The organism is uncultured Draconibacterium sp. (genome assembly GCF_913063105.1).
Lineage (GTDB): Bacteria > Bacteroidota > Bacteroidia > Bacteroidales > Prolixibacteraceae > Draconibacterium.
Map to the genome: position 1 here is coordinate 113125 of NZ_CAJXYQ010000007.1, position 24907 is coordinate 138031.

At 41.2% G+C, this 24907-nt stretch carries 22 protein-coding genes; 11 read left to right on the forward strand and 11 right to left on the reverse strand.

Annotation, left to right across the window (positions count from 1 at the left end; translation table 11 throughout):
• The first annotated feature begins 52 nt into the window (after nucleotides 1-52).
• Genes QZ574_RS09045 through QZ574_RS09055 form a run of 3 tightly spaced genes read left to right on the forward strand, consistent with a single transcriptional unit; the run spans nucleotide 53 to nucleotide 4621 of the window.
• Entirely contained in the window at nucleotides 53-2437 is a 2385-nt protein-coding gene (locus QZ574_RS09045) for a glycoside hydrolase family 95 protein (RefSeq protein WP_297089016.1), read from the forward strand.
• A 22-nt stretch (nucleotides 2438-2459) separates the two neighbouring features.
• The gene (locus tag QZ574_RS09050) at nucleotides 2460-3491 is read left to right on the forward strand and encodes a galactitol-1-phosphate 5-dehydrogenase (RefSeq protein ID WP_297089018.1); all 1032 of its coding nucleotides are present in this window, start codon (nucleotides 2460-2462) and stop codon (nucleotides 3489-3491) included.
• A complete protein-coding gene (locus QZ574_RS09055; RefSeq protein WP_297089020.1) occupies nucleotides 3488-4621 on the forward strand; it encodes a Gfo/Idh/MocA family oxidoreductase in 1134 nt (377 codons plus the stop codon). The genes QZ574_RS09050 and QZ574_RS09055 overlap by 4 nt, the downstream gene beginning before the upstream one ends.
• A gap of 475 nt (nucleotides 4622-5096) precedes the next feature.
• Here QZ574_RS09055 and QZ574_RS09060 read toward each other — a convergent pair whose 3' ends face one another.
• From QZ574_RS09060 to dnaG, 3 genes are read right to left on the reverse strand one after another with little or no spacing between them, the layout of a single operon-like run.
• Nucleotides 5097-6128: an NAD-dependent epimerase/dehydratase family protein gene (locus QZ574_RS09060; protein ID WP_297089022.1), complete on the reverse strand. Its 1032-nt coding sequence runs from the start codon at nucleotides 6126-6128 to the stop codon at nucleotides 5097-5099.
• Between the two features lie 9 nt (nucleotides 6129-6137).
• Nucleotides 6138-6620: a pyridoxamine 5'-phosphate oxidase family protein gene (locus tag QZ574_RS09065; protein ID WP_297089023.1), complete on the reverse strand. Its 483-nt coding sequence runs from the start codon at nucleotides 6618-6620 to the stop codon at nucleotides 6138-6140.
• 4 nt (nucleotides 6621-6624) lie between these two features.
• On the reverse strand, nucleotides 6625-8580 hold the full coding sequence (gene dnaG / locus QZ574_RS09070) for a DNA primase (protein WP_297089025.1): 1956 nt from the start codon (nucleotides 8578-8580) through the stop codon (nucleotides 6625-6627).
• A 200-nt stretch (nucleotides 8581-8780) separates the two neighbouring features.
• On the opposite strand from dnaG, the gene QZ574_RS09075 reads away from it, so the two are divergent.
• Nucleotides 8781-9467 carry an NAD-dependent deacylase gene (locus QZ574_RS09075; protein ID WP_297089027.1) on the forward strand — a complete coding sequence of 229 codons (687 nt, stop codon included), beginning with the start codon at nucleotides 8781-8783 and terminating at the stop codon, nucleotides 9465-9467.
• Nucleotides 9468-10085: a porin family protein gene (locus tag QZ574_RS09080; RefSeq protein WP_297089029.1), complete on the forward strand. Its 618-nt coding sequence runs from the start codon at nucleotides 9468-9470 to the stop codon at nucleotides 10083-10085.
• Nucleotides 10086-10097: 12 nt separating this feature from the next.
• Here the strand turns inward: QZ574_RS09080 and QZ574_RS09085 are convergent, their stop codons facing one another.
• The 3 genes from QZ574_RS09085 to QZ574_RS09095 all read right to left on the reverse strand — a co-directional run bounded on the left by QZ574_RS09085 (nucleotide 10098) and on the right by QZ574_RS09095 (nucleotide 12214).
• Entirely contained in the window at nucleotides 10098-10523 is a 426-nt protein-coding gene (locus tag QZ574_RS09085; RefSeq protein WP_297089031.1) for a hypothetical protein, read from the reverse strand.
• A 45-nt stretch (nucleotides 10524-10568) separates the two neighbouring features.
• Complete coding sequence (locus QZ574_RS09090) at nucleotides 10569-11393, reverse strand: hypothetical protein (protein WP_297089033.1); 825 nt, start codon at nucleotides 11391-11393, stop codon at nucleotides 10569-10571.
• Nucleotides 11394-11512: 119 nt separating this feature from the next.
• Complete coding sequence (locus QZ574_RS09095; protein ID WP_297089035.1) at nucleotides 11513-12214, reverse strand: phosphoribosyltransferase family protein; 702 nt, start codon at nucleotides 12212-12214, stop codon at nucleotides 11513-11515.
• A gap of 399 nt (nucleotides 12215-12613) precedes the next feature.
• Here QZ574_RS09095 and QZ574_RS09100 point away from each other — a divergent pair, with 399 nt between their 5' ends.
• The 3 genes from QZ574_RS09100 (at nucleotide 12614) to QZ574_RS09110 (ending at nucleotide 16239) form a co-directional block, all read left to right on the forward strand.
• On the forward strand, nucleotides 12614-14143 hold the full coding sequence (locus QZ574_RS09100) for an SUMF1/EgtB/PvdO family nonheme iron enzyme (protein WP_297089037.1): 1530 nt from the start codon (nucleotides 12614-12616) through the stop codon (nucleotides 14141-14143).
• 42 nt (nucleotides 14144-14185) lie between these two features.
• A complete protein-coding gene (locus QZ574_RS09105) occupies nucleotides 14186-15550 on the forward strand; it encodes a Gfo/Idh/MocA family oxidoreductase (protein WP_297089039.1) in 1365 nt (454 codons plus the stop codon).
• A gap of 122 nt (nucleotides 15551-15672) precedes the next feature.
• Nucleotides 15673-16239, forward strand: coding sequence for a hypothetical protein (locus QZ574_RS09110; RefSeq protein WP_297089041.1), 567 nt, complete (start codon nucleotides 15673-15675; stop codon nucleotides 16237-16239).
• 128 nt (nucleotides 16240-16367) lie between these two features.
• On the opposite strand, the gene QZ574_RS09115 is transcribed toward QZ574_RS09110, so the two are convergent.
• The 3 genes from QZ574_RS09115 to QZ574_RS09125 all read right to left on the reverse strand — a co-directional run bounded on the left by QZ574_RS09115 (nucleotide 16368) and on the right by QZ574_RS09125 (nucleotide 19412).
• Entirely contained in the window at nucleotides 16368-17204 is an 837-nt protein-coding gene (locus tag QZ574_RS09115; RefSeq protein WP_297089043.1) for a sulfurtransferase, read from the reverse strand.
• Nucleotides 17205-17321: 117 nt separating this feature from the next.
• Nucleotides 17322-18365 (reverse strand): porin, encoded by a 1044-nt coding sequence (locus QZ574_RS09120; protein ID WP_297089045.1) that lies wholly within the window; start codon nucleotides 18363-18365, stop codon nucleotides 17322-17324.
• 60 nt (nucleotides 18366-18425) lie between these two features.
• Entirely contained in the window at nucleotides 18426-19412 is a 987-nt protein-coding gene (locus QZ574_RS09125) for a rhodanese-like domain-containing protein (protein WP_297089047.1), read from the reverse strand.
• Nucleotides 19413-19926: 514 nt separating this feature from the next.
• Between QZ574_RS09125 and QZ574_RS09130 the strand changes: the two genes are divergently transcribed.
• Complete coding sequence (locus QZ574_RS09130; RefSeq protein WP_297089048.1) at nucleotides 19927-20616, forward strand: Crp/Fnr family transcriptional regulator; 690 nt, start codon at nucleotides 19927-19929, stop codon at nucleotides 20614-20616.
• Here QZ574_RS09130 and QZ574_RS09135 read toward each other — a convergent pair.
• Nucleotides 20613-21305, reverse strand: a complete 693-nt coding sequence (locus tag QZ574_RS09135; RefSeq protein ID WP_297089051.1) for a Crp/Fnr family transcriptional regulator — start codon at nucleotides 21303-21305, stop codon at nucleotides 20613-20615. The two genes, QZ574_RS09130 and QZ574_RS09135, sit on opposite strands and share 4 nt — an antisense overlap.
• Before the next feature lie 108 nt (nucleotides 21306-21413).
• Here QZ574_RS09135 and QZ574_RS09140 point away from each other — a divergent pair, with 108 nt between their 5' ends.
• Nucleotides 21414-21617 carry a hypothetical protein gene (locus QZ574_RS09140; protein ID WP_297089053.1) on the forward strand — a complete coding sequence of 68 codons (204 nt, stop codon included), beginning with the start codon at nucleotides 21414-21416 and terminating at the stop codon, nucleotides 21615-21617.
• A 70-nt stretch (nucleotides 21618-21687) separates the two neighbouring features.
• Here the strand turns inward: QZ574_RS09140 and QZ574_RS09145 are convergent, their stop codons facing one another.
• Nucleotides 21688-22416, reverse strand: coding sequence for an MBL fold metallo-hydrolase (locus QZ574_RS09145; protein ID WP_297089054.1), 729 nt, complete (start codon nucleotides 22414-22416; stop codon nucleotides 21688-21690).
• Nucleotides 22417-22552: 136 nt separating this feature from the next.
• Between QZ574_RS09145 and QZ574_RS09150 the strand changes: the two genes are divergently transcribed.
• Complete coding sequence (locus QZ574_RS09150) at nucleotides 22553-24502, forward strand: glycoside hydrolase family 97 protein (RefSeq protein WP_297089055.1); 1950 nt, start codon at nucleotides 22553-22555, stop codon at nucleotides 24500-24502.
• Nucleotides 24503-24907: the final 405 nt, after the last annotated feature.

Consider the following 24907-nt stretch of genomic DNA (forward strand, 5'->3'; position numbering starts at 1 on the left):
TTTTTTGAATATTTGTAAGTTTGGGGACATTTGCATATCAAAAATTAAAATTATGAACAAGCTTTGCTCTTTCGGCCTACTATTTCTTTTTCTAATGCTATTCGCATGTCAAAAAACTACTTCAAATAAAAAACCATTGGATACTTCGTTGGTATTGTGGTACAATAATCCGGCAAACGATTGGACCGAGGCACTTCCTGTTGGCAACGGACGATTGGGTGCCATGGTTTACGGAAATACATCCGATGAACTTATTCAGTTTAACGAAGAAACCTTATGGACCGGGCAACCCCATGATTATGCCCATGAAGGTGCCAGCAAGTATTTTGCAAAACTTCGCGAACTCCTTTGGGCCGGCAAACAAGACGAAGCTGAAGAACTGGGAAATGCCGAATTTATGTCGCAACCACTGGGCCAACTTAACTACCAGCCATTTGGCAACATCCTACTCTCCTTCCCCAATCACGAGAACAGTAGCAATTACACACGAAAGTTAAATTTAGAAGACGCCATTACCAGCGTATCATACACCGTTAACGAGGTTGCTTATAAAAGAGAAATTTTCGCATCAAATCCAGATCAGGCAATTATTGTTCACCTGGAAGCTTCGGAGAGCGAAGCACTGGAATTTAGCGTTGGGCTAAACTCGCCTCATTCTGATTTTGAGATCAGTACCGAAGATAACACGGTAGTTTTAAAAGGCAAAGCCAACAACTATCCCAAAGAAAAAATAAGAGCTGGTGGAAACTACCCTGAAAGTAAAATTCGTTTTGAAGCATGTTTAAAAATTGTTGCCGAAGGCGCACAAATCACACAGGAAAACAATAAACTTAAGGTAGAAAATGCGAGCAATGCCACACTAATACTGGTTGGAGCCACCAATTTTGTCAACTACCAGGACATTAGTGCCGACCCCTCAGAACGTTGCAATAACTACCTTAAAGCACTGGACAGAAAATCATATAACACACTAAAAGAGGCTCACCTTGCCGATTATAAAAATCTTTTTAGCAGGGTTCATATTGATTTGGGTTCAGGCGAATTATCCAATCGACCAACAAACGAGCGCTTAGCCACTTTTAGCGAGGACAACGACCCAAGTTTAGTCGCACTTTTATTTCAATATGGTCGCTATCTGCTTATTTCTTCTTCCCGCGAAGGAACCCAACCTGCAAATTTACAAGGGATATGGAATGCCGAATTAGCGCCATCGTGGGACAGTAAATACACCATAAACATAAATACCGAAATGAACTACTGGCCGGCAGAAATAACTAACCTTTCGGAACTGGCCGATCCGGTTATGAAATTAACAGAAGAACTGGCTTTAACCGGCAAAAGCATAGCAAAAGAACATTACAATTTAAATGGCTGGGTGGCACACCACAATACCGACATTTGGCGCGGTGCTGCCCCCATTAACAATGCCAACCATGGCATTTGGCCTACTGGAGGCGCGTGGTTATGTCAAAACCTGTGGTGGCATTATCAGTTTTCGGGCGATAAAGATTTTCTGGCAACCCGAGCCTACCCGGTATTGAAATCAGCATCAGAATTTTTTGTTGACTACCTTGTTCCCGACCCGGGCAACCCCGAGTGGCTGGTAAGCGGCCCCAGTAACAGCCCCGAAAACGGTGGCCTCGTTATGGCCCCAACCATGGACCATCAAATTATTAGAAACCTTTTTTCCAACACGATTGAAGCGGCAGAACTACTGGCTGTTGACAAAGATTTTGTTGAAAAGCTAAAAGAAAAACGAGCTAAAATTGCACCCAACCAAATAGGACAGTACGGCCAGTTACAGGAGTGGCTGGTTGATATTGACGACCCGAAAAATGAGCATCGCCATGTGTCGCATCTATGGGGGCTCCATCCCGGAAACGAAATACACCCACTAACAACACCAGAACTGGCTGAAGCCTGTAAAGTAACACTTTCGCATCGTGGCGATGAAGGCACCGGTTGGTCGCGTGCTTGGAAAATAAACTTCTGGGCCCGACTGCTTGATGGCGACCATGCCTTTATAATCCTTAAAAATCTGATTTTACCTGCCCGAACACCCAAATTAAACAAAGACCGCGGTGGCTTGTACAACAATTTGTTCGACGCTCATCCGCCCTTCCAAATCGATGGTAATTTTGGTGCAACATCGGGCATTGCCGAAATGTTGGTGCAATCGCATTTACGCGACGCTAGCGGCGATTTCTATCTTGACATACTCCCGGCACTGCCAAACGCGCTTCCAAATGGTACTATTTCAGGCCTGAAAGGTCGGGGTGGTTTCGAGATCTCATTGGTATGGAAAGAAGGACAACTGTTAAAAGTTGAGGTGCGCTCTTTACTGGGAAATAAACTTAACCTCCGATACCAGGGCAAACTTATTTCGCAGGCAACAGAAGCCAACACTACTTATTCTTTTTCGGCAACAGATTTTTAAGCCATTCATTAACACTAAACCAATGAAAGCACTTGTACTCGACCAATATATGGAATTAAATTACCGCGATTTTCCTGATCCGGAAATTACGCCTGATGAGGTACTTGTTAAAGTAAAAGCCTGCGGTATTTGTGGCAGCGATGTACATGGCATGGATGGAAGCACAGGCCGACGACGCCCACCAATAATTATGGGGCATGAAGCGTCAGGAGAGATTGTAAAACTGGGGGGCAATGTTAAAAGCTGGTGCATTGGAGATCGTGTTACCTTCGACTCTACCATTTACCCACTTGATGATTGGTTTACCCTGCAAGGGCACTACAATTTAAGCAACAATAGAAAAGTATTAGGGGTTTCGCCAAAGGAATACCGGCAACACGGCGCCTTTGCAGAACTGGTAGCAGTTCCGGCTCATATTTTATACAAGCTACCGCATACAGTTTCGTTTGAACAGGCAGCATTTGTTGAACCGGTGGCTGTTGCTGCCCATGCCTTAAATACCTCGCACATTAAAACAGGGCAAAGTGCAGTGGTTGTTGGCACCGGAATGGTAGGTACTTTTGTTGTAAAATTACTTGAAATTGCAGGCGCTTATCCGATTATTGCCATTGATAAAGATGAGCAAAAATTAAAAATGGCTTCCGAATATGGTGCCACGCACCTGTTTAAACCTGATGAGAAAGAGCTTTTTAACCAGATACAACAACTTACAAAAGGTCGTGGAGCAGATTATGGTTTCGAAGTGGTAGGGATGAACGATACAGTAAATACCTGCATTGCAAGTTTGCGAAGAGGAGGCACGGCGGTCTTAATCGGAAATGTGTCGCCGGAGGTGACGCTACCGCTGCAAAAAATAGTAACCAGTGAAATAGCTGTTTTAGGTAGTTGTGCCATAAATGGAGAATACGAGCTGGTACTGGATCTAATGGCCTCCGGAAAAATCTCCATCGATAAAATGATTTCTGCAATTGCCCCTCTTTCTGAAGGAGCAGAATGGTTTAAACGACTTTACAACAAAGAGACAGGATTAAACAAAGTAATACTACAACCATGACGATTCAATCAACACCTGTTTTCAATATTGCAATTTTAGGATGTGGCAAAGTGGCACACCTGCATGCACAGGCAATTAAAAATTTAGGAAACGCCAGGCTGGCAGGCGTTTGGAGCCGTTCGGAAGAAACAGCCAATACATTTGCAAAACAATACAACACAAAGGCTTACGAAAAAATTGATGAACTTATTCGCAAAGAAAATATTAAACTGGCTGTTGTTTGTACACCTCACCCTTTTCATGTAAAACCAACTATCGAAGCTGCCAACGCCGGCGCACACATTTTGGTTGAAAAACCATTGGCCTCCACACTGGAGGATTGCGATAAAATGATTGCAGCCTGCAAACACTCGGGGGTAAAACTGGGAGTGGTTAGTCAGCGACGATGGTACGAACCCGTAAAAAGGGTAAAAAACGCTATAGTTGCAGGAAAAATTGGCAAACCTGTTTTTGGCACTGTGAATATGCTGGGTTGGCGCGACAAAGCCTATTATGATTCCGACCCCTGGCGCGGTACCTGGCGCATGGAAGGCGGCGGGGTATTAGTAAACCAGGCACCCCACCAACTCGATATTCTGCTTTGGTACATGGGTGAAATTGATGAAGTTTATGCCATTTGGAAAAACCTGAACCACCCTTATATTGAAGTGGAAGATACTGCCCTTGCATTAATCAAATTTAAAAGTGGGGCAATCGGAAATATTGTTGTTAGCAACTCGCAAAAACCAGGCATTTACGGCAAGGTGCAGGTACATGGTGAAAATGGGGCATCAGTTGGCGTACAAACCGATGGCGGAGCAATGTTTATTGCAGGCATGTCGGGGATAGCCGAACCTCCGGTTAACGATTTATGGTCGATACCTGGCGAAGAGCACTTACTTAAAAAATGGCAAACACAGGATACTCAATTTTTTGAGAAAATTGATGCAACCGTATATTTTATGGAACGCCAGATTGAGGATTTCCTTACGGCAATTTACCAAGAAAAACAACCATTGGTTACCGGAACCGAAGGACGTAAAACCGTTGAATTATTTACCGCAATCTACCGTTCAAACCGAGATAATCTGCCGGTAAAATTTCCGTTAAAACCCGAAGAAAATGGCGACATGGATGGAAGATTACGTTAAACAAAACAAAACTTCCGGCAGATATGTTAATAGCCTACTTGCTAAAATAAAGACTTCGCAGAACTTATTAACATTTACAATATTTTCATACTTATGTTAAACATTTAGCGCTTTTTTGTTTCATTTTACGAAATAACCCAACTTTTTTATTGAATAATTTGGAATTTTAAAAACAAGAGCATACTTTGGCTGTCACAAACCCTTATTTTTTATCTTTTTGTTTTTATTATGGGCAGCTTTTTGTGGACGAAAGGTTGCCCTTTTTTGCCTTTTTGTAAGGTTGCAGGGCTGAAAATTAAATTAAAATACTACTTGTTGATGAGTAGTAAGCTATACCATTATATCGCAATAAAAGTTTGGGAAGACTTTTATTGAATCACAGGGCATTCATTTGGAATGATAAAAAATTAAAGGTTTTAAAAAGGCAGGTTTATCCTGCCTTTTATACTTTCTACCCCCATATAATGGCGTGGTATTATGCTTCTGTTTCAATATCCGCTGCCAAAAAAGCTGCAGTTTGTTTTATCGACTCGCCAACAGGCCGGTAACTGTAACCGATTTGGCGTGTAATCTTCGATCCGTCAAAATTGTTCACTTCGTTTCTGCCGGTGGCTGCCTCGCGTGTTATTAACGATGGTTTTCCGGTAAAAATACTGACTACTTTTGCTGCCCGCCACACCAAACTCAGCAACCAATCGGTTGCCCATACTGTTGGTGCTGTTTTTTGCATAGCTACAGCTATTTGAGTAAACACATTCTGATAGCTTAAATTTTCGGCACTTAGAATATAGCGCTGATTTTTGCACTTTTCAAAATTGCTCTCGTGCATTAACTGTATCATGGGTCGAACCACATCAAATACGTCTACAAAACCGGTAACACCTTTGGTATAAAATTTCATCCCGTCGGAAACGGTTTTAAAAATTTTTGCACTACCGCTTTCCCAATTGGCCGGACCAAGAATTATAGAAGGATTGACAACAACAGCATCAAGCCCTTCTTCAATACCACGCCAGATTTCTGTCTCCGAGAAAAATTTACTTTCTGAATAGCCCGAGTTCTTTTTTGAAGGCACCCAGTTGGTTTCTTCCGTAACAAAATTACCATTCTGCAGTTTACCCAGGGCTGCAATCGAACTCACATGGCAAAGCTTTTCAACATTATTTTCAATAGCGGCGTTAACCAGGTTTGCAGTACCTTCAACATTGTTTGAAATCATACGTTGCCGCTCTTTGGTTTCAAACGATACAATTGCAGCACAGTGGTATATTTGGGTTACGCCTTTTAACAATTTCTCAAGCGAATAGTAGTCAAGAATGTCGCCATCTACCCACTCAATACAGTCAAACAATTCCCGGGCATTGGAAGCATAGTAATTAAAGGTTTTTAGCACCTGGCTTAAATTGCTTGTACTACGCTTTAAGGCTCTCACATTTTCTCCTGCTTTGCATAATTCAAAAAGCAAATGAGCTCCAACCAATCCCGTACCACCTGTTACAAAAATCATATAATTTTTTTACGAATTCCAAGGCGTTACTGCCTTCGCGCCAAATTCTTTAGCTGTAATATTTTCAATATGAACCTTTATAATACCAACATTTTTTACAGCAGGGGTTCCGAATTTAAACTCCCGGTCGCTGTACTGTTTCATGATTAAATTAAGACAACGGTACTTTTCGTCAAAATCTTCAATAAATTCCACTTTCCCTTCAACAATAACCGATTTTGATTTTACCCGATAACTGCAACCAACGCTTACATCTTGCCAGGCCAAATCTTCGCCAAGAGTCCAGTTAATACAAACCTGCCGATTCTTTTTTATACTCTCCCACATTCGCCCTTCCGTTGCCGAATGTAGAATAACAACATTGCCATCGAGGGCAAAGTTCATTGGCAATACATAGGGCATATCGTTTACCGACATCGCCAGATAACAAGTTTTGCATGAACGAATTACTTCATCAATATCTTCACGGTTTTTTATAAAAAGTGTGCGCATACTATTAATTTATGGTTCGGCTGCCAAGGCTTTTGGCCAACTCTTTTTCAGCCCGTTTAAGATTCATATAGGTTGATTGTTCCTCAATTACTTTATCAAAATCGTTGGCGGCTGATGCCGCATCAATGGCTTTTTCAATATCTGCCATCATTAATTTTATCTTTCTGAGCTTGTATTCGTTTACAATGCGAGGAACAAGAATATCAAGAATATCCTCTTCTTTTTCGGTAAAAGCACCCGCTTTGGTCCAGCGTTTGCTTTCGGTGTATTTCTCTGATAAGAGATCGGTTGCGAAGGTACTCATCGATGCATCGCTATGATAAACAAAGTGTCTCCACGGATCGAATCCTTCTTTATAAAGATTTTCACGTACTTCATAAAATACTTTCCTGAAAAGCTCATTCTCCGAAACCAGTTCATCCACCTCCAGCTCATCTATCATAAACTCACCAACCGTAAGCACGCGTGTTTCTTTTGTCTCTTCATCTTCTTCTTCAAACAAATCGCTAGTGCAATATTTTAACAAGAATCGCAGATATTCGAGCTCTTCCACCAAAATCCGGACCGGCCTTGCAGTTTCAACCTGTGGTGTCGGCTGAGGTGACTGAGCTGCTCGCCGATCTTTCTCGCGAAGTTCCTTTTTCCTGAATTCTTCAGTTTGCTTGTGCTTTTGTTTTCGGACCTCGGCATATAAAACTTCTTCATCAACCCCCAGCAAACCGCTGCATTCTTTAATATACACCGAACGGGTAATGCTATCAGGAATTACAGCTACTGAACGAATAACGTCCGAAATCAGGCGTGCTTTCGCAATGGGGTCGTTTTCAGTACTTTTTAAGAGCAGCCGTGTTTTAAATTGTATAAAATCGGTTTCATTTTTCCCGATATACTCCTGAAGACCGGAAGCGCCCATTTTTTTTGCAAACGAGTCGGGGTCTTCCCCATCGGGCAACAACAATACTTTTACGTTCATCCCCTCTTCCAGCACCAGGTCGATCCCGCGTAAGGAAGCCTTTATCCCTGCTGCATCGCCATCATAAATAATGGTAATGTTTGGTGTAAAACGACGCACCATCCTTATCTGGTCTGGTGTTAATGCTGTTCCCGACGAAGCTACCACATTCTCTATTCCCACCTGGTGCATCGACATTACATCGGTGTATCCTTCAACCAGGTAGCATTTATCCGATCGGGTAATTTCTCGTTTCGCCTGAAAAATTCCATACAACACCCGACTTTTGTGGTAAATATCCGATTCGGGGGAGTTCAGGTATTTAGCCGTTTTTTTATCGTCTTTTAGAATTCGGCCACCGAATGCAATAACACGTCCGGCCAAATTATGTATGGGAAACATTACCCTGCCGGCAAAGCGGTCGCGCAACCAGTTGTCGCGTTTGATCGTCAATCCCGTTTTCTCAAGAAAATCAATCTTATAACCTTGTTTTTGAGCAGCTTCAGTAAAGGGTGTTTTCCCATCAGGTGCAAATCCAACCTCAAACTTTTTTAGTATGTCATCGCGAAAACTACGCTCACGAAAATACCCCAGGCCTATGGTTCTTCCTTCATTCTCCTCCCACAGGTAGCGGGTAAAATATTTTTGTGCAAACCCCGAAACAATCATTAAGCTTTCACGCTCGTCTTTTAATTGTTTCTGTTCTTCGGTTTCTTCCTCTTCAACAACATCAATACTGTACTTTTTTGCCAGCCATTTTAATGCTTCCGGATACGAAAGATTTTCGTGTTCCATAATGAAGTTTACCGAGTTCCCTCCTTTTCCGCACCCAAAACATTTAAAAATGCCCTTGGCTGGCGATACCGTAAACGATGGTGTTTTTTCGTTATGGAAAGGACACAAACCAAGCATATTCACCCCCCTCTTGCGAAGCGTAACAAAATCGGAAACTACATCGGTAATTTCCGCAGCATCAATTATCCTGTCTATGGTTGCCTGATCAATCATCAGTACAAAAATATTAGAATTACCATGATTTGAATACCATTTACAACGAATAATATCCACAATTACCGACTTGCCAAATTAAGATACAGATTATCAGCCCCAAGGACTTATTGTTTGGAAACTGCAGCATTAAGCGCTTTCTAATTATTTTGAAGGAAATTATTATTAATTGTACATTTAATCGCTGTAAAATTGAATTTATGAAAAAACTAGTGGTTCTTTCGGGTGCCGGCATGAGCCAGGAAAGCGGATTAAAAACTTTCAGAGACATGGGAGGGTTGTGGGAAAACTACGATGTTACAGAGGTAGCCACTCCTGAAGCCTGGCATAAAGACCCATCGCTTGTATTGCGTTTTTATAACGAGCGCCGCAAACAACTTTTTGCTGCCGAGCCCAATGGAGGTCATTTCGGAATTGCCGAATTAGAAAAATGGTTTGACGTGCACGTTGTTACCCAAAATGTTGACAACCTGCACGAAAGAGCAGGCAGTACAAAGGTTTTACACTTACACGGCGAACTCATGAAAGCCCGAAGCACTGTTGATCCGTTTTTGGTTTACGAACTTGATCATTGGGCGCTGGACCCGGGAGACTTATGCGAGAAAGGGAGTCAGCTCCGTCCGCACATTGTTTGGTTTGGCGAAGGTGTGCCCGAAATACCCAGGGCCATTAAAGTTGTTCAGCAAGCCGATATATTGGTGGTAATTGGTACTTCGCTGGCGGTATACCCGGCTGCCAGCCTGGTAAATTATGTAAAACGAAATACTCCGGTTTTTGTAATCGACCCAAACCGTCCTGAAGTGTATAACGAAAATGTTTCGTATATCGAAAAAAAAGCTGAACTTGGGGTGAGGATTTTAAAAGAGAAACTGGAAAAACTGAAATAGATGAAACGAATTTTACTTGTTTTTGGATTACTTTTTTTAGCAGGTTTTGCTTTTGCCCAGCGTTTTGATGCCGGACTGATTGCCGGTTTTAACGGCACCCAGGTTGAAGGTGACAATTTAAAGGGCTATCATAAAGTTGGAGTATTGGGTGGTATTTTTGTGCAAACCGATATTGCACCGGCAATAGTGGCCGGTATGGAAATAAAATATTCGCAAAAAGGCTCGCGAAGAAAGTTTGACCCAAAGCAAGCAGATGAAGACCTTGTTGACAAATACATTATGCGCTTAGGGTATATCGATATTCCACTTTTTATGGCCTTTAGAACCAACGACAGAAGTATGATTATTGGTGGAATTGCGCCTGGGATACTACTACATTCAAAAGAATTAAACAGCGATGGCGAGATTCCGGAACAGGACCGGCAGGAATTTAATACTTTTGACTTACAGCCTTTTGTTGGTTTTCAATTTGATTTTTTAGAGCATGCTTCGGTTGACTTGCGATTTGCCTTATCGGTAATTCCGTGCAGCGACAAAGCAGAAACCAATTATTATTTTCACAACGGACTGTTTAACAATGTTATATCGCTGGCCTTATATTATCGTTTAGGGCGATAAAAAACCACTGCGCTAACTGTTCACCATCCATTTCGAGAAATCATCAAGGTATTTCCAGAACGATCGCAACACCTCTTCGGGTAAATCCAGTTTACTCAATACCTGTTTGTAGCAGTTCAACCATTCAATCCGTGCCTCGGCAGTTATTTTAAATGGTAAGTGCCTGCGGTTTAACTGGGGTTTTCCACGGTTCTGGTTAAAATAATCGGGGCCACCACATATCTGAATAAAAAAGTCAGCCGAATGTTCTTTGGCCTTTTCCAATGCAATGGGATTTTTAGGAAAAAGGTCTTTTATTGTGCTTTGCGCAAGCAAATCATAATGGTCGCTAACCATTTGGCGCATCCCTTCTTCTTTCAAAATAGCGAGCATTAACGGCGATGGCAGTGTTACTCCCGGCCTCACTCCTTTAAAATATTTACTGACTTCAAATTCCATCCTGCTTTTTTGTCCTGAAACAAACAAAAACAGAAGTTGTTGAGCTTACTTGCCAAAAACCCACCCAATGCGAATGCCTCCGGTAAGTGCTATCGGAAATTCATCGGGAGCTACAATAAACCCATAGGGTAAGCCATCATACTCGTCGGCGCCAATCCCGTAGCCCACACCAAAATAGGTATCCACAAGAAAAGCATCGTCAAAAACCCATTGTTTCCCAAATTTTAACATAATGGCAAAAGTTACCTGACTTTCTTTTTCGCTATGTCGAGACGATTGATAATAACTGCTCGAATCGTAGTAATAGTCGTAATAGGTACTCACGTATTTCATATAACGCAAAGCAATTTCAGGAGCAATGTAGGCACCTTTTAAAATATGAGAATAGTGCATACGGTGCATGTAATAATCCGGGCTGCGCATAAATTTATAGGCAAATTTTCCGTACAACCCTCGTGGCTCAATATCCTGCACATCGTTACCTAAACCAACAATTCCAAGAGCCGTTTCCCACGAACGCCCCGGTTTTATACTGCGTTCGTAAACCAATTCTGTTGTTCCGAAAAGTGGCGATAAAAAATTCACTTTTAAGGCATTAACTGATTGATTGGCATAAAATTCAGGATTATCAAAGGTATTGTTTTCCACAGTGACAACTTCGCCGGTTCCAAATTCAATGCGGTTTACCAGGGCATTATCAATACCAAAAATTAGTTTGTCGTTATTGTCGTAATAATACTTTACCTGCAGGGCTCCCAGTTCTGTTACTTTACAATCAATGGTTTCACCTGTTTTTTTCACTATTTTATCCTGGGCAAATACGGCCAAAGTCAAACATAACAGACAAAATAAGGCGCTTATACGTTTCATGGTTTTTGTTTTTATTGCATGTTGCAGTTAATCAAAATTAATGCCGCAATTTATTAAAAACATTGACCCAGCATATCTTTTTTATGTAAAATTACTGTGATGAAATTGGCTTTCCATTTTTATATGTCAGCGAAAGCCAGGGTGGCAATACTCACTTTGGTTCCAGGCTGTTTTAACAAATGTACAGCACACGCCTCGAGTGTTGACCCGGTAGTAACCACATCATCAATAAGCAAAACATGTTTTTCGTTTACCCTTTCCGGTTCCCGCAAGCCAAAAACCGATTCCACATTTTGCCACCTTTCGTAGCGGTTTCTCCGGGTTTGCGTTGCTGTATATTCTTTCCGATACAGATTTTTCGTATCAACAGGCTTTTGAAGTACCTCTGCCATTCCACGGGCAATCCAATCACTTTGGTTGTAACCTCTTTGTTTTTCTTTACGCTGATGCAAGGGAACTGGCATAAGCATATCTATTGTTGCAAAAGCTGGTGAATCAATAAGTTGATAAGCAAATTTTTTACCTGCCTCGTAACCGAGTTCCTTCAATCCCTTATATTTTACAAAATGAATGAGTTGCTGATATTTACTTCCCTTTTTATACGAAAAAAAAGCAGTGGCATTTAAAACAGTTGTGCGCCCCCAAAACAATTGCGCCACTTTATTTTCGGGCTCTAAATGAAAATTGGTTACCGGCAAATCGTGCCAGCACTCAAAACAAACATACCGTTCCTGCGATATTAATCGTTTGCCACAGGTAACGCACAGTTCGGGAAAAAACAGCCCTAAAAATCCTGAAATACTTTGTTCAAGATGGTTCATACCAGAAAGTTACAAAAATTATAAGCGATTGAACTTAAAATTAATTTAAAAGTGTATTCAACTGATTAACATATTTTTAACTCATCCATAATTTTTAAGTAAACCCAAAGCTATTTGAATGTAATACCTTGCAGAAGAAAATATTTCCCTTATCTCTCTTGTATTCCTCTCAAGAAATCATCTCTAAGGTTGTCACATTCGGGACAACCTTTTTTACGGCTACAAGCAGGTAGTTATAGTGTCTCTTTTATCTTTAACACAGATAATACCATCTTCGTCCGTAAATTTTGAAAGGTTCTAAATTCTTTCTAATAACATATAAAACACGAAGTTTTGGTCAGATAAATTATTAAATTTGAAACCACTTGAAAAATCAACATACCTAAAAGACTACAAACTATGCTAAAACGCTTTGGTAATTACCTGCGAAAAAAACTATTGCTGGTTTTAATTATCGGCTTCTTTATTGGAATTGCAATAACAATTTATACGCACAAAGCCATTGAGGCTACATCAACTCCAGAATCGTGCGAAATGTGTCACATTCATCCGCATGTTTTTGATTCGTGGAAACTTTCTGTTCATCACGAAAACAGGATTGGAATGCATGTGGGATGTGTTGACTGCCATCTTCCGCCCAAAGGACATGGCTATTTAAAAGAAAAGATCAAAGCATCGGCCCGCGATGCTTACGGTTATTTTTTTAAAGACAGTGCCGAGTTTAACTGGGAAGCCAAGTCGACACTTGAGCAGGCACAACATTTTGTTTTTAAAGAATCGTGTATTCATTGCCACAGCAACTTGTTTCCGCTAACTTTAACTACCGAAGGGCAGGAAGCCCACCTTTACTATTCGCAAAACGAAGATGAATTGCGTTGTATTAACTGCCATTTAAACGTAGGCCATTACGATCCGAATGCAATTCATGCAAAAAATATTGCCTTTGGAAATGCAGGAGACGAAACCAAAGAAAAATACACCACTGCCGCAGTGGTTTCAGCCCACAACGATTTTACCGAAACCATTCCGGGAACCACAATCGCTTTTAACATGAAAGCTATTCCGGGAGGCAGCTTCAGCATAGGTAGTCCTGAAACAGAACAAGAACGCAAGGCAGATGAAGGACCACAAAAAACAGTTAATATTAGCCCGTTTTTTATGGCCGAAATTGAAGTTAGCTGGGATGAATTTCTTGCATTTTACAGCGCTACGGCAGCCGAAGGCAGAACTACCGATACCGAAGGAACACGAACACAAAGGGATGTAGATGCCATTTCGGGGCCTACTCCTCCGTATGGGCAACCCGACCAAAATTGGGGATTAGGAAACCGTCCGGCAATAACTATGAGCTTTCATGCAGCTGAAACCTATTGTAAATGGTTATCGCAAGTTACAGGAAAAACATACCGCCTGGCAACCGAGGCCGAATGGGAATATGCAGCTCGCGGCAAAACAACTACTCCTTTCTTTTTTGATGGAAAACCTAAAGATTTTAAAGAGAAAAATTTTATAGGAAAACTATTCGGACAGGACAGCGAAATCATCAACAATTATATTGTTTACGAAAAAAACAGTGGTTTAAAAACAGCCGAACCGGTTACGGTAGAGAGCAATCCTTTTGGACTTAAAAATATGCTGGGCAACGTCGCTGAATACTGCTCTGACTGGTATGCCGAAGATGCTTACTCGAAACTCCCCGACGGCATCAGCAACCCTAAAGGTCCGGCCTCGGGGAAAGAGCATGTTGTTAGAGGCGGGCATTTTAAAAGCCCTGTTGGCGAAGTACGCAGTGCTGCGCGCGACTATTCCCGCACCAAAGAATGGATGAAAACCGATCCGCAAATGCCCAAAAGCATCTGGTGGTTATCAGATTGCAATACCGTAGGTTTTAGGGTAGTTTGTGAATTTAATGAGAAAACAGGAAAATAATTAATACACTTTTGAATCCTAAATTAACTAAAACATTAAAACATGAGTGACAATAATTTTTCAAGGAGAAAATTTTTAGCCGGAGCTGCAGCTGTTGGAGCAGCCGGGGCCATGGGAGTAGGAACCTTATCATCGTGCTCGGGAGGAGGAGACGCTGCCGGTGGCCAGTTTGACTGGACTAAACGGGAATATCCTTACCCACCTATGCTGGATGAAGTGCCTGAAGGAAAAGTATTAAAAGCCGGTGTTGTTGGTTGTGGTGGCCGCGGATCGGGTGCTGCAGTAAACTTTCTGGAGGCTGGTGGTTCTACCGTTCAGGTTACGGCACTTGGCGATGTATTTCAAGACCGGATAGACAGCTGCGTTGAAAAGATTAAAAACCAAACCGGGCAGGAAGTGCCGGCAGAAAATTGCTTTATTGGTTTTGATGCCTTCGAAAAAGTAATTGATTCAGGTGTTGATGTGGTTATTTTAGCAACACCACCAAAGTTTCGCCCACAACATTTTGAAGCAGCTGTTAAAGCACGCAAACATGTTTTTATGGAAAAGCCCATTGCTGTTGACCCTGTTGGTATCCGACAGGTACTTGCTGCGGCAAAAATGGCTGATGCTGCCGGCTTAAAAGTTGTAACCGGAACTCAACGCCGACACCAACACAAATATGTAGAGCTGTTTAAAGCCTGTAATGAAAACAATGCGATAGGAAAAATTACAGGTGCCAATGTATATTGGAATGGTGGCAAGCTATGGCACCGCGACAATAATACAAGCTGGAGCGAAATGGAATGGATGATTCGCGATTGGGTAAACTGGTGCTGGTTGTCGGGCGACCATATTGTTGAGCAACACGTGCACAATATTGATGTGGCCAATTGGTTTATTGGCGAACTGCCGGTTAAAGCTGTTGGTTTTGGCTCGCGACAGCGGCGGGTTACCGGCGACCAATATGATAATTTCAGTATCGATTATGTATACGAAAATGGGATGCACATTCATAGCATGTGCCGCCAAATTAACAGCTGTGTAAATAACGTATCGGAAACAATTCACGGAACAAAAGGCCACACTTTCTCTTCGGGAAGCGCAACACCAAACAGCATTACCGATTTGGATGGCAATGAGTTAATGACATTCGAAAATCACGAAACCAGTCCTTACGTTCAGGAACACAAGAACCTGATTACCTGTATTCGCCAAAATATACCATTTAATGAGGCTGAGGCAACTGCAAACTCAGTTATGGTGGCCATTATGGGCCGCGTATCGGCTTATACCGGAAAAGAAGTAAGCTGGGAAGAAATGATGAACTCGGATATGAAGCTTGGACCAGCAACTTACATTATGGGCGATATTGGCTACATGGAAAATGCAGTTGTACCGGTACCCGGAACACTGGAAAAATCCTGATTTATAAGCCTTTATAATATGCATCAATCAATTCAGGTTAAACCTCCGGCAATTGCCGGGGGTTTTTTTGGCACTATAGTTGTTTTACTTTGTGCAAAGTATAATCTAAAAATCTATAAGTCATGAAAAAAGCAAACAAGAAACAAACAATTACCTTCAAAAAAATTTCAGCACTGTTTTTAATTATTGCCGCTGCTGTACTGGCAGCCTGCGAAGGTCCGGTTGGCCCGGTTGGTCCTCCGGGAGATGATGGCATTTCATACGCCGGATCGATATACGAAGTTGAGGTTGATTTTACTCCCGACGACGATTATTCGGTAGTTGTAGACCATCCATCAAGTATTGAAGTTCTGCCCGAGGACATTGTACTGGTGTATATCCTTTGGGAATACGATGGAACAGATATTTGGCGTCTTTGTCCGCAAACCGTTGTATTGCCCGGTGGCGTAATTCAGTATAATTACGACTACACCCAATATGATACCCGATTATTTTTAGAATACACAGTTGATGAGTTACTGCCAGCCGAAACCGATAATCAGATTTTCAGAATTGCCATTCTCCCAATTGATTTTGTGGCTCAAAAATCTGTCGACATCAGCGATTTTAATTCGCTTATTGAAACACCTCAATTGCAACTAAACATTATGGACAAAGTGGAATTAAACCCAATTATAGAAATAAACTAACTGTTTGGGTAGTTGTACAACAAAGGCCGGATACAGTTATCCGGCCTTTGTTTTTTGCTATGCTTACAAAAATAAACACATAAAAAGAGCGCCCGGTAAACACCAAGGCGCTCAGGACATGCGAAAGACTAATCTACCTTATTTGAAGCGGTAGATTGCCATTCCAAATATGCTCCGTCGTAAACTTTTACTTTCGGATATCCAAGTCCTTTTAGTGCAAGGTAAACAACACCGGCCCTTACACTGGTTTCGCAATACACAATAGCCGTTTTATCTTTTGTAATCCCTTTTGATTCAAACATCGAGGCCAATGCATCATTAGATTTTAGTAGCCCTTTTGCGTCAACCAAAGTCTCGTAATTCACATTTACGGCGCTTGGAATATGCCCCGGTCGTGCTAGTTCTGTTTCTGCAGTTCCTGCATACTCTCCGGGTTCACGTGCATCAACAATTACATATGACGAATTGCCAACTGCTTTTTTCACCTCGTCCATTGTAGCCAACTGGTTGGCATCAACCTTAGCGGTAAAAGTGGCTTGTTTACCTTTTGTAGCACCACCAATAGGGCCGCGAATTGCTTTCCATCCCTTAATGTTTCCATCCAGCATTTTAACATTTGGCGCACCCAGGTATTTAAGCATCCAGTACATTCGTCCGGCATACTTTGTCGACCCCTCGTCGTACACAATAATTGTTTTATCTGAAGCAACTCCATTGTTACCTAGCTCTGCAGCCATATCAGCCGGCGATTTAATCAGGTTACGAACAGGCTCATCGGTACATAACGTGGTATGCGGTAGATCTATAGCGCCACGAATAAACACTTTTTGATTTGCTGCTGCATTAACAATAATGTAATCCGGATTTTTCAGATTCTGTTTAAGCTCATTTGCCGAGATTAAATCTTGTGCTGAAACGGCAGAAGCTACCAACAACACTAATCCCAATAAAAATAATTTATTCATTTTCATCTTATTTAAAATTGTTTTTTACCATACAAAAATGGAACTCGCATGATTCTAATTATTCGCTTGTGTTTTACAAATTTCTCATGGTCCTTTCATCGTTTGTATTTTAAAAAGTTAAAATCTTACCTGTAGCTGAACCATAATCATATCGTTCGGAATTTCGCCGTACCATTCCGCTTTATATTCATAGTTTACTTGTAAACGAGTCCATTCGTTAAAGAAATAATTAACACCAACAGTGGTAATATGTTCCATGTTGTTATTTCCTAAACTTATATCGCTGTTATAGTTCTCGTATTTTATTACTGGCTGTAAATTGTAGGTTAGGTTATAAAGTGCCATAATCGATAAACCTTCGCGCTTTACACTACCCTGCACCAATTCAGGATCGCCACCACAGCCACCACCAACAAGATACGAACCTTTATCTTCTGCCCAAATGTATTCACCCTGTACAAGAAATCCGAATTTTTCAATTTCAAATTCTGCACCTAAACGGGTTCTTTCATCGGGTTCGGTAACTGTTTCGTCCTGGCTTGTAGCTTTCCCGAAGCGGAAACTACCACCTACGTGCATCCAGTCGTTTGGCTGAACCAATACTCTACCAACCAAATCTTTGTACTTATCACTATCTTTAACCAGCAGGCCGGTACCGTTCATTACGGCAAAAGAGTACTTCAGTAAAGTAGTGTCTGATCCACCTAAAATCATTAATCCCATATCGCGATCAGGCGCGGTTAATTCGTTTACAAATTTAGAGCGGTTAATGGTATGCAATGCATGGCACGGAGTACTAAGTTCCTGCCCAAATGGCGATTTAAAAGAACCTAAACTAACCTTTGCAAACGAATAACGGCTATAGGTTACAAAAGCATCAAGCAAATAGGCCTTAGGCCCGTCTTTTTTAAACGGACTGGCTTCAATCATTACATAGTAGCTAAAATCGTATGGTATTACCCCCATTACGCCAATACGCGAACGATTGAACCCAAAAGTATTGGTATTATCGCCTTCGGCAAAACCATAGTCGTATTGTGCCTGCAGGTATCCAAAAACATTTACACCTTCATCTGATGCGGGCTCGGCACAACCCTGAGCCTGGGCATTATAACCCATAAAGAAGGCAGCTGTTAGTATTACTAATATTTTGCGTAACATATTCTTTTCTTTTAATTGATAAATAACAGAGTGAATATTTTTATTCTTTCACCCGGTAGTTTAATTAGATGGCACGGTAGGCAAACTCTTTGGATTTGAATCGTATCCCCAGTGATTTGTTACGCCACCTGCTTCCCAAAAAGAATTTGTATGACTCATTCCGTTCATTCCGAAAGTAAGACTATAGGCATCAAAACCTAAAACATTAAGGTAGGCAGTAAGAACTGCCGAAGTTTGTCCGGTATAGCAATAGGTAACTACTTTCCCATTCGGATCAAGTTTGCTGCAATCATCAATCATCAGTGGGTTTACACGTACTGCACCATTAACATGGCCAAAACCTGAATAATGGTCGGCAGAAAAGTAATTATTGATATAGTAGTTTCCTGGCGTGGCCAGAACATCGGCACCCGAAGCTGTTTTAAAACCAGCAGCTACAACGGCCTCTACTCTTTCAGCTAAAATATCAGCTCCATTTGTTGAAGTACTTGTCCAATTGGGCGCATCAAAACTTCCGGCAGAAGCCTCGCTTGTTGTCCAGTTACTTGAATTGGTTAAGTCTTTGCAATTTGGTGTCCACTTATCAAATTGGCTGTTCCAACCACTCATTCCCCATTTTAGTGCCTGCGCATCATGGTAGCCATACAAACGTAATAACGAAGTTGCATAACAGGCTGTTTGTCCGGTATAACAAACTACAATTATAGGCTTGTCTGCTCCGGCAGCTGCGGTAAGTATATCCTTAAAGGCTACGTTGTTTGCACCCTCAATATGAGCTGAGGCAAAATCTGCGGCCCCGCGAATATCCATAATCCATTTTGATGAAAGATCACCATCGGCCGGAGCCCCCATAACAAATTTCTGATCGTCGGCATTTTTCAGCACGTGATCAATATCCATGTTGATAGACTTTAAATAACTGGTTAAGGTTTCGTATGCTAATGGTTCCGAACCTGAACAATCGCAGTCGTCTTCGTATTTACAAGAAGTAAAGGTAATTGATGCAAAAATTGCAAGTAGTAATGTGTAAAAAATGTACTTTTTCATTGTAATAAAATTTTAGGTTATTGTCAAGTATTACATCCCCGGTTGTTTCTGTTTTTGAAAATGATTTCATGTCCGGCTTGTACTACATTATTTTTCTTGTGAATTAAAATGGTTGAGTTCATTAGAGCTGAGCTCCAATTGGTTGAATTGTTGAAAATGATTAAAGGAAAAAACTGTTGAATGGCACCGCCCAATAAAGCTTGTACGGCTGAGAAGAACCTGCTTATTGCATTATGAAAGATGCCTGATTGGGTAACAAATAACACCAAGCCTAACACCATTTGGATGAATGCCTTTCCCATGTCCTTGATAAGTTTAAAAATTTGATTCGTTTTAATAACAGTTCAAAAATAAGAGGCGAACGTGGAAATAAAGAAAAATTTCTATGTTAGCGACTCAAGCTTAAATCAGTTCGTTCTCATGTTTAAATTTGATTCAAATCAAATACTAATTTGATTTATTAAGCAATTGTTAATTTTTATATATATTCGCCTTTCAAGGAGGAAATAATTTTATGCCGTTATCAAAAGCAAATAAATGCCTGGGATGTACCTGTATGTCTGCACCTTTTAAAACCCTTTCAACAGAGGAGCTTATCCAGATTAACAGAAACAGGGTAGAAATAAATTTCAAGAAGGGAGAAACTATTGTTAAAGAAGGTGCACTTGCCGGCCACATTGCCTATGTAAAGAGCGGACTGGTAAAGGTTTGCCGCACCCACTCGAACGAAGAACTTGTTTTGGCACTCGAAAGCCGCGGAAAACTTTTGGGCTTGCACGCCATATTTAATCAAAACATATACAATTACTCGGTTTACGCCTGCGAGGATATTAGCGTGTGTTTACACGATATAAATGCTATCTCAAGTTTTATTAAAAGCAATTGTAATTTCGGATCGGAGATTATGCGGCATCTGAGCGATGAAATATTATTTTCTCACGAGCGCATGGAAAGCCTGGCGCTAAAACAATTACACGGGCGCTTTGCCGACATATTACTTTGTTTAAGTCTAAGAATTTACAAACGTAAATCGTTTAAAATTCCACTATCGAAAAAAGACCTGGCCGGAGTTACCCGCATGTCGCAGGAAAGCTTATCGCGGGTGATTAAAGAATTTACAAAAGATAAAATTATCGAATTTAAAGGCAACCAAATCACTATTCTTGATTACGACAAAGTAAGACACTTAAGCCAGGTGGGTTAACCTTTTTGACGAATCTCTTCGAGTCTTTCTTCGTTTAAAATGGTTAAAACATTGTTTTTCAATTTAATTATTCCCATATCCTGAAACTCTTTTAAAATGCGCGAAACACTTTCTCGTGAGGTGCCAATCAGGGAAGCTATTTCGGTTTGGGTAAGGTTGACTGCGAATGAGTTTGAACCATATACTTCATGTGCAAAATAGTGAATGGCATTGGCAAACCGGCCAGGTAACTGTTGTTGCACATTTTTTACCAACCGATCGAAATAATTCATTTCATCGTTAAAAACTGTTGATAATACCTTTAGTGCAAATTCTCCGTTTTGTTTTAAAAGTCGGGTAAAACATTGCCGGTCAATAAAACATACTTCAGATGGACTAATAGTAATGGCCGAAAAGTAATTGGTTTTTAACGTATCATCCAGATTTTGTAAACCAATATACGATCCCTTTTTTGAAATACTGAGAATAAAATCCCTGGCTCCGGCTCCTTTTTTTACCAGCTTCACAAAACCTTCGCGCAGGTAAATAATGTGTTGCACCGGGCCTCCTTCTTTAAAAATTAACTCTCCTTTATCGTAATTGGTTCTCGAACATCCCTCTTCTAACTGACACAGTTCTCCGGTATTTAATACCGAAACGGCACTTGATTTTAGGGTACAATCAACACAACTATTCGTTAGTAAATTCATCAATCAAACTATTGGTGTAATTTATATCACAATTATACGAGATTTCTTTCACAATGTTTAATGAACCATGGCTCTTTATTTGCCGTATACTTGTAAAAACATTTAGCCATGAATAAAATTTTAACACTTATTTGCTACAACTTAAGCCTCTGGGGAATTCTGGGCTTTTTTGCTACCATAATTCTGGGTTTTTTGGCGTGTTGTGCCAATTTACCTGTTAAGGTGTTTTACATTGCACTTGGCATTTTTGCGCTAATCGGAATTACAGCTACTTCAATTTGCGTTGCACGCGGATGTAAAAAAGCAAAATAAAAGTTTCGCAAAACAGTTCTTCTTGAATAGTAAAATATGAAAAGCGGCATAACGGCTTTTTAATTGTACACTATTTGAGGTTTCTCAATCGTACCTCCGTTTCATCGTGGTTTTTTAATAATACAAGCAGCTCTTCGGTATTTGTATCTCCAAAGTGATAAGGATAAAGCACTTTGGGTTTAAACATTTTTGTTGCTTCAGCTACCATTTCAGGGGTCATGGTGTAGGGCAGATTCATGGGTAAAAAAGCCACGTCAATATTTTTTAATTCTGCCATTTCAGGAATAATTTCGGTATCGCCGGCCACATACACTTTTTTATCACCAAAATACAGTACATAACCATTCCCCACACCTTTTGGATGAAAGGGTTTACCCGGTTCGCGCTCGTGTTTAATATTGTAGGCAGCTACAGCTTCAATTTTAATTCCGGCAAATGCTCCTGTTTCGCCATTGGCCAATACCGCAGTTCCCGTATATTTTTCAGTACATTTTTTTGTGAGCACCACTTCAGTCCCTTCCTTTTTAACCGCATCAATGGATTTCGCATCAAGGTGGTCGCCATGTTCATGTGTTACCAAAACAAGATCGGCTTTGGGCATCTTCGAATAATCAGCATACCACGAAACAGGATCAATATGAATTACTTTGCCATTAAATTCCATCATTAGTGTTCCGTGTCCAATAAAAGTAATTTCCAAATCTCCTTCCGCTGTTTTAAAAGTATCCTTTTCGAATTTAGATGCTTGTGCGAAAAAAGCCAATAGAAGTAAAAAGAACAGTAATTTTAGTTTTTTCATGGCCTTAAGTTTAAAATTTACTGAAAGATAGGTATAAAATCATTTCTTTGCATAAGTTAGCAGAAAACAAAATTTCTCTTTCAAAAGAAAGTTGTAAGCAATTGTATTTTTTACACTTAATTATAAACCAACTAATATGAAAACCTTATTTTTAATGGTCATTCTTACCGCCTTTAGCTTCTTGCTTTCGGCAAAAGATTACACGCTTGAATCCCCATCGGGAAAAGTACAAATTAAAGTAGCCATCGCCGATCAAATCTCCTATTCGGTTTTATTGGATGATCGGGTGATAATTGCTCCGTCGCAGATTTCGATGGAAATTAGTGATGGAACGATATGGGGAAAAGATGCCAAAGTACGTAAAGCCAAAACCACATCGGTTTCGCAGGAAATTACGCCGGTGGTTCAACGCAAATACGCCAAAATCCAGGATGAATACAAGCAGTTGACACTCAACTTTAAGGACTACTCCTTACAGTTCAGAGCTTACGATGAAGGTGCTGCTTACCGCTGGGTTTCTGCCAAAGACGGAGAATATAAAGTTAATAGCGAATTGGCGAGCTTTGTGTTTCCAAACGATTGCGGGCTTTGGTTTCCTGAAGAGGAAAGCATGTACTCGCACCAGGAACGCGAATACCTGCGCGAAAAACTTTCGGACATCGGGACCGAGCGTTTTGCTTCAACAGGTTTGTTGGCGGATTGCGGAAACGGCGTTAAAACATACATCTCGGAATCGAACCTGATGGACTACCCCGGTATGTTTCTGCGGGGTTGCGATAAAAACGATAAAGCACTTGTTGGAAAATTTGCAGGCGTGGTTTTAGAAACCGAACAAACCAGCGACCGCGATGTAAAACCAACAAAGTATGCCAACTACATTGCCGAATGTATGGGACCACGCGAGTTCCCCTGGCGGGCAATCGTAATTTCGGAAAACGACGCCCAATTGGTACAAAGCGAACTGATTTACAAACTGGCTCCCGAGTGCAAAATTGAAAACACCAACTGGATAAAACCCGGCAAAGTAGCCTGGGATTGGTGGAATGCCAACAACATTTACGGGGTTGACTTTGTAGCCGGTGTAAACACTCAGACTTATAAATATTACATCGATTTTGCATCGGAATACGGATTAGAATACATTATTCTTGACGAGGGCTGGTATGTGCTTTCCGATATAATGCAGTTAGAGAAAGACATGGATGTAAAAGCACTAATCGACTACGGGAAAGAAAAAAATGTTGAAGTTATTCTTTGGGTGGTATGGAAAGCATTGGATGACAAACTGGAGGAAGCATTGGATCAGTTTCAGGCATGGGGTGCTGCCGGTATAAAAATTGACTTTATGCAACGCGACGACCAGTGGATGGTAAATTTTTACGAAAAAATTGCTGCCGAATGTGCCAAACGCGAGCTGCTGGTTGATTACCACGGTGCCTACAAGCCGAGTGGCCTGGACCGGGCCTACCCAAATGTGATTTCGTACGAAGGAGTGAAAGGCCTTGAAAATGCCAAATGGAGCAACCTACCCGACCCCGAGCACAATGTAACACTGCCGTTTACACGTATGGTTGCCGGGGCTATGGACTTTACTCCGGGAGCAATGATTAACCGAAACAAAACCAACTTTAACGATGTGTTTACCCAGCCCATGAGCCCCGGAACCCGTTGTCATCAGTTGGCGATGTACCCAGTTTTTGAAAGCCCGCTGCAAATGCTGGCCGATAATCCATCGAACTACTACCGCGAACCAGAGTGTATGGAATTTCTTTCGGCAGTGCCATCGGTGTGGGACGATACCAAAGTGCTGGCAGCAAAAGTTAGCGATTACATTGCCGTGGCACGTCGCTCGGGAGACACATGGTACGTGGGTGCCATGACCGACTGGGACGCGCGCGAACTGGAACTTAACATGGATTTTTTGGGAGAAGGAGCTTACACCATAAAAGTGTGGAAAGATGGCCTTAACGCCGATAAACATGCCAGCGATTTTGCGCAGGAAACACTGGAAGTAACCTCATCGTCAACAGTAAAAGTTAAAATGGCACCCGGTGGTGGCTGGGCGGCTATAATAAAGAAGAAGTAATATACTGAGAAGTGAGTAATGAGAAAGATGCCATCCTTGAACATTTTTTTGGATGGCATTTTTTCTTTCTATTTCGGAAGATACAGCTTTACATTCGGCCGATAGCCTTTATCTTCTGCCAGATAATAATTCTACCCCGCAAGAGGAACATCATCTGACGTAAGATAGCCTCCATCTTCCATAAGATTACCTTCATCTTTTGAAAGATATACTTACCGGAACATCAGTTTATGATAATCTTACATAAGATGAAGCCAAATAACCATAAGATGTAATACATCTTTTATAAGATGATCTTGTTACCCCATCCGATAGCCTTTCTCTGACACAAGAAAAGCTTAAGTCGAACAGACTAATCCTTCACCCTCATTTTTCGGGCACCTCCTTTTACAAAAAAAACGATTT

Excerpts from the sequence above, each read along its gene's own strand:
- QZ574_RS09060 (WP_297089022.1), bottom strand. The coding sequence starts at position 6,128 with ATGATTTTTGTAACAGGTGGTACGGGATTGGTTGGAGCTCATTTGCTT.
- QZ574_RS09110 (WP_297089041.1), top strand. The coding sequence starts at position 15,673 with ATGAAAAAAGCAAACAAGAAACAAACAATTACCTTCAAAAAAATTTCA.
- QZ574_RS09105 (WP_297089039.1), top strand. The coding sequence starts at position 14,186 with ATGAGTGACAATAATTTTTCAAGGAGAAAATTTTTAGCCGGAGCTGCA.
- QZ574_RS09050 (WP_297089018.1), top strand. The coding sequence starts at position 2,460 with ATGAAAGCACTTGTACTCGACCAATATATGGAATTAAATTACCGCGAT.
- QZ574_RS09080 (WP_297089029.1), top strand. The coding sequence starts at position 9,468 with ATGAAACGAATTTTACTTGTTTTTGGATTACTTTTTTTAGCAGGTTTT.
- QZ574_RS09045 (WP_297089016.1), top strand. The coding sequence starts at position 53 with ATGAACAAGCTTTGCTCTTTCGGCCTACTATTTCTTTTTCTAATGCTA.
- QZ574_RS09085 (WP_297089031.1), bottom strand. The coding sequence starts at position 10,523 with ATGGAATTTGAAGTCAGTAAATATTTTAAAGGAGTGAGGCCGGGAGTA.
- QZ574_RS09090 (WP_297089033.1), bottom strand. The coding sequence starts at position 11,393 with ATGAAACGTATAAGCGCCTTATTTTGTCTGTTATGTTTGACTTTGGCC.
- QZ574_RS09145 (WP_297089054.1), bottom strand. The coding sequence starts at position 22,416 with ATGAAAAAACTAAAATTACTGTTCTTTTTACTTCTATTGGCTTTTTTC.
- QZ574_RS09130 (WP_297089048.1), top strand. The coding sequence starts at position 19,927 with ATGCCGTTATCAAAAGCAAATAAATGCCTGGGATGTACCTGTATGTCT.
- QZ574_RS09150 (WP_297089055.1), top strand. The coding sequence starts at position 22,553 with ATGAAAACCTTATTTTTAATGGTCATTCTTACCGCCTTTAGCTTCTTG.
- QZ574_RS09095 (WP_297089035.1), bottom strand. The coding sequence starts at position 12,214 with ATGAACCATCTTGAACAAAGTATTTCAGGATTTTTAGGGCTGTTTTTT.
- dnaG (WP_297089025.1), bottom strand. The coding sequence starts at position 8,580 with ATGATTGATCAGGCAACCATAGACAGGATAATTGATGCTGCGGAAATT.
- QZ574_RS09135 (WP_297089051.1), bottom strand. The coding sequence starts at position 21,305 with ATGAATTTACTAACGAATAGTTGTGTTGATTGTACCCTAAAATCAAGT.
- QZ574_RS09115 (WP_297089043.1), bottom strand. The coding sequence starts at position 17,204 with ATGAATAAATTATTTTTATTGGGATTAGTGTTGTTGGTAGCTTCTGCC.
- QZ574_RS09140 (WP_297089053.1), top strand. The coding sequence starts at position 21,414 with ATGAATAAAATTTTAACACTTATTTGCTACAACTTAAGCCTCTGGGGA.
- QZ574_RS09125 (WP_297089047.1), bottom strand. The coding sequence starts at position 19,412 with ATGAAAAAGTACATTTTTTACACATTACTACTTGCAATTTTTGCATCA.
- QZ574_RS09075 (WP_297089027.1), top strand. The coding sequence starts at position 8,781 with ATGAAAAAACTAGTGGTTCTTTCGGGTGCCGGCATGAGCCAGGAAAGC.
- QZ574_RS09055 (WP_297089020.1), top strand. The coding sequence starts at position 3,488 with ATGACGATTCAATCAACACCTGTTTTCAATATTGCAATTTTAGGATGT.
- QZ574_RS09120 (WP_297089045.1), bottom strand. The coding sequence starts at position 18,365 with ATGTTACGCAAAATATTAGTAATACTAACAGCTGCCTTCTTTATGGGT.
- QZ574_RS09100 (WP_297089037.1), top strand. The coding sequence starts at position 12,614 with ATGCTAAAACGCTTTGGTAATTACCTGCGAAAAAAACTATTGCTGGTT.
- QZ574_RS09065 (WP_297089023.1), bottom strand. The coding sequence starts at position 6,620 with ATGCGCACACTTTTTATAAAAAACCGTGAAGATATTGATGAAGTAATT.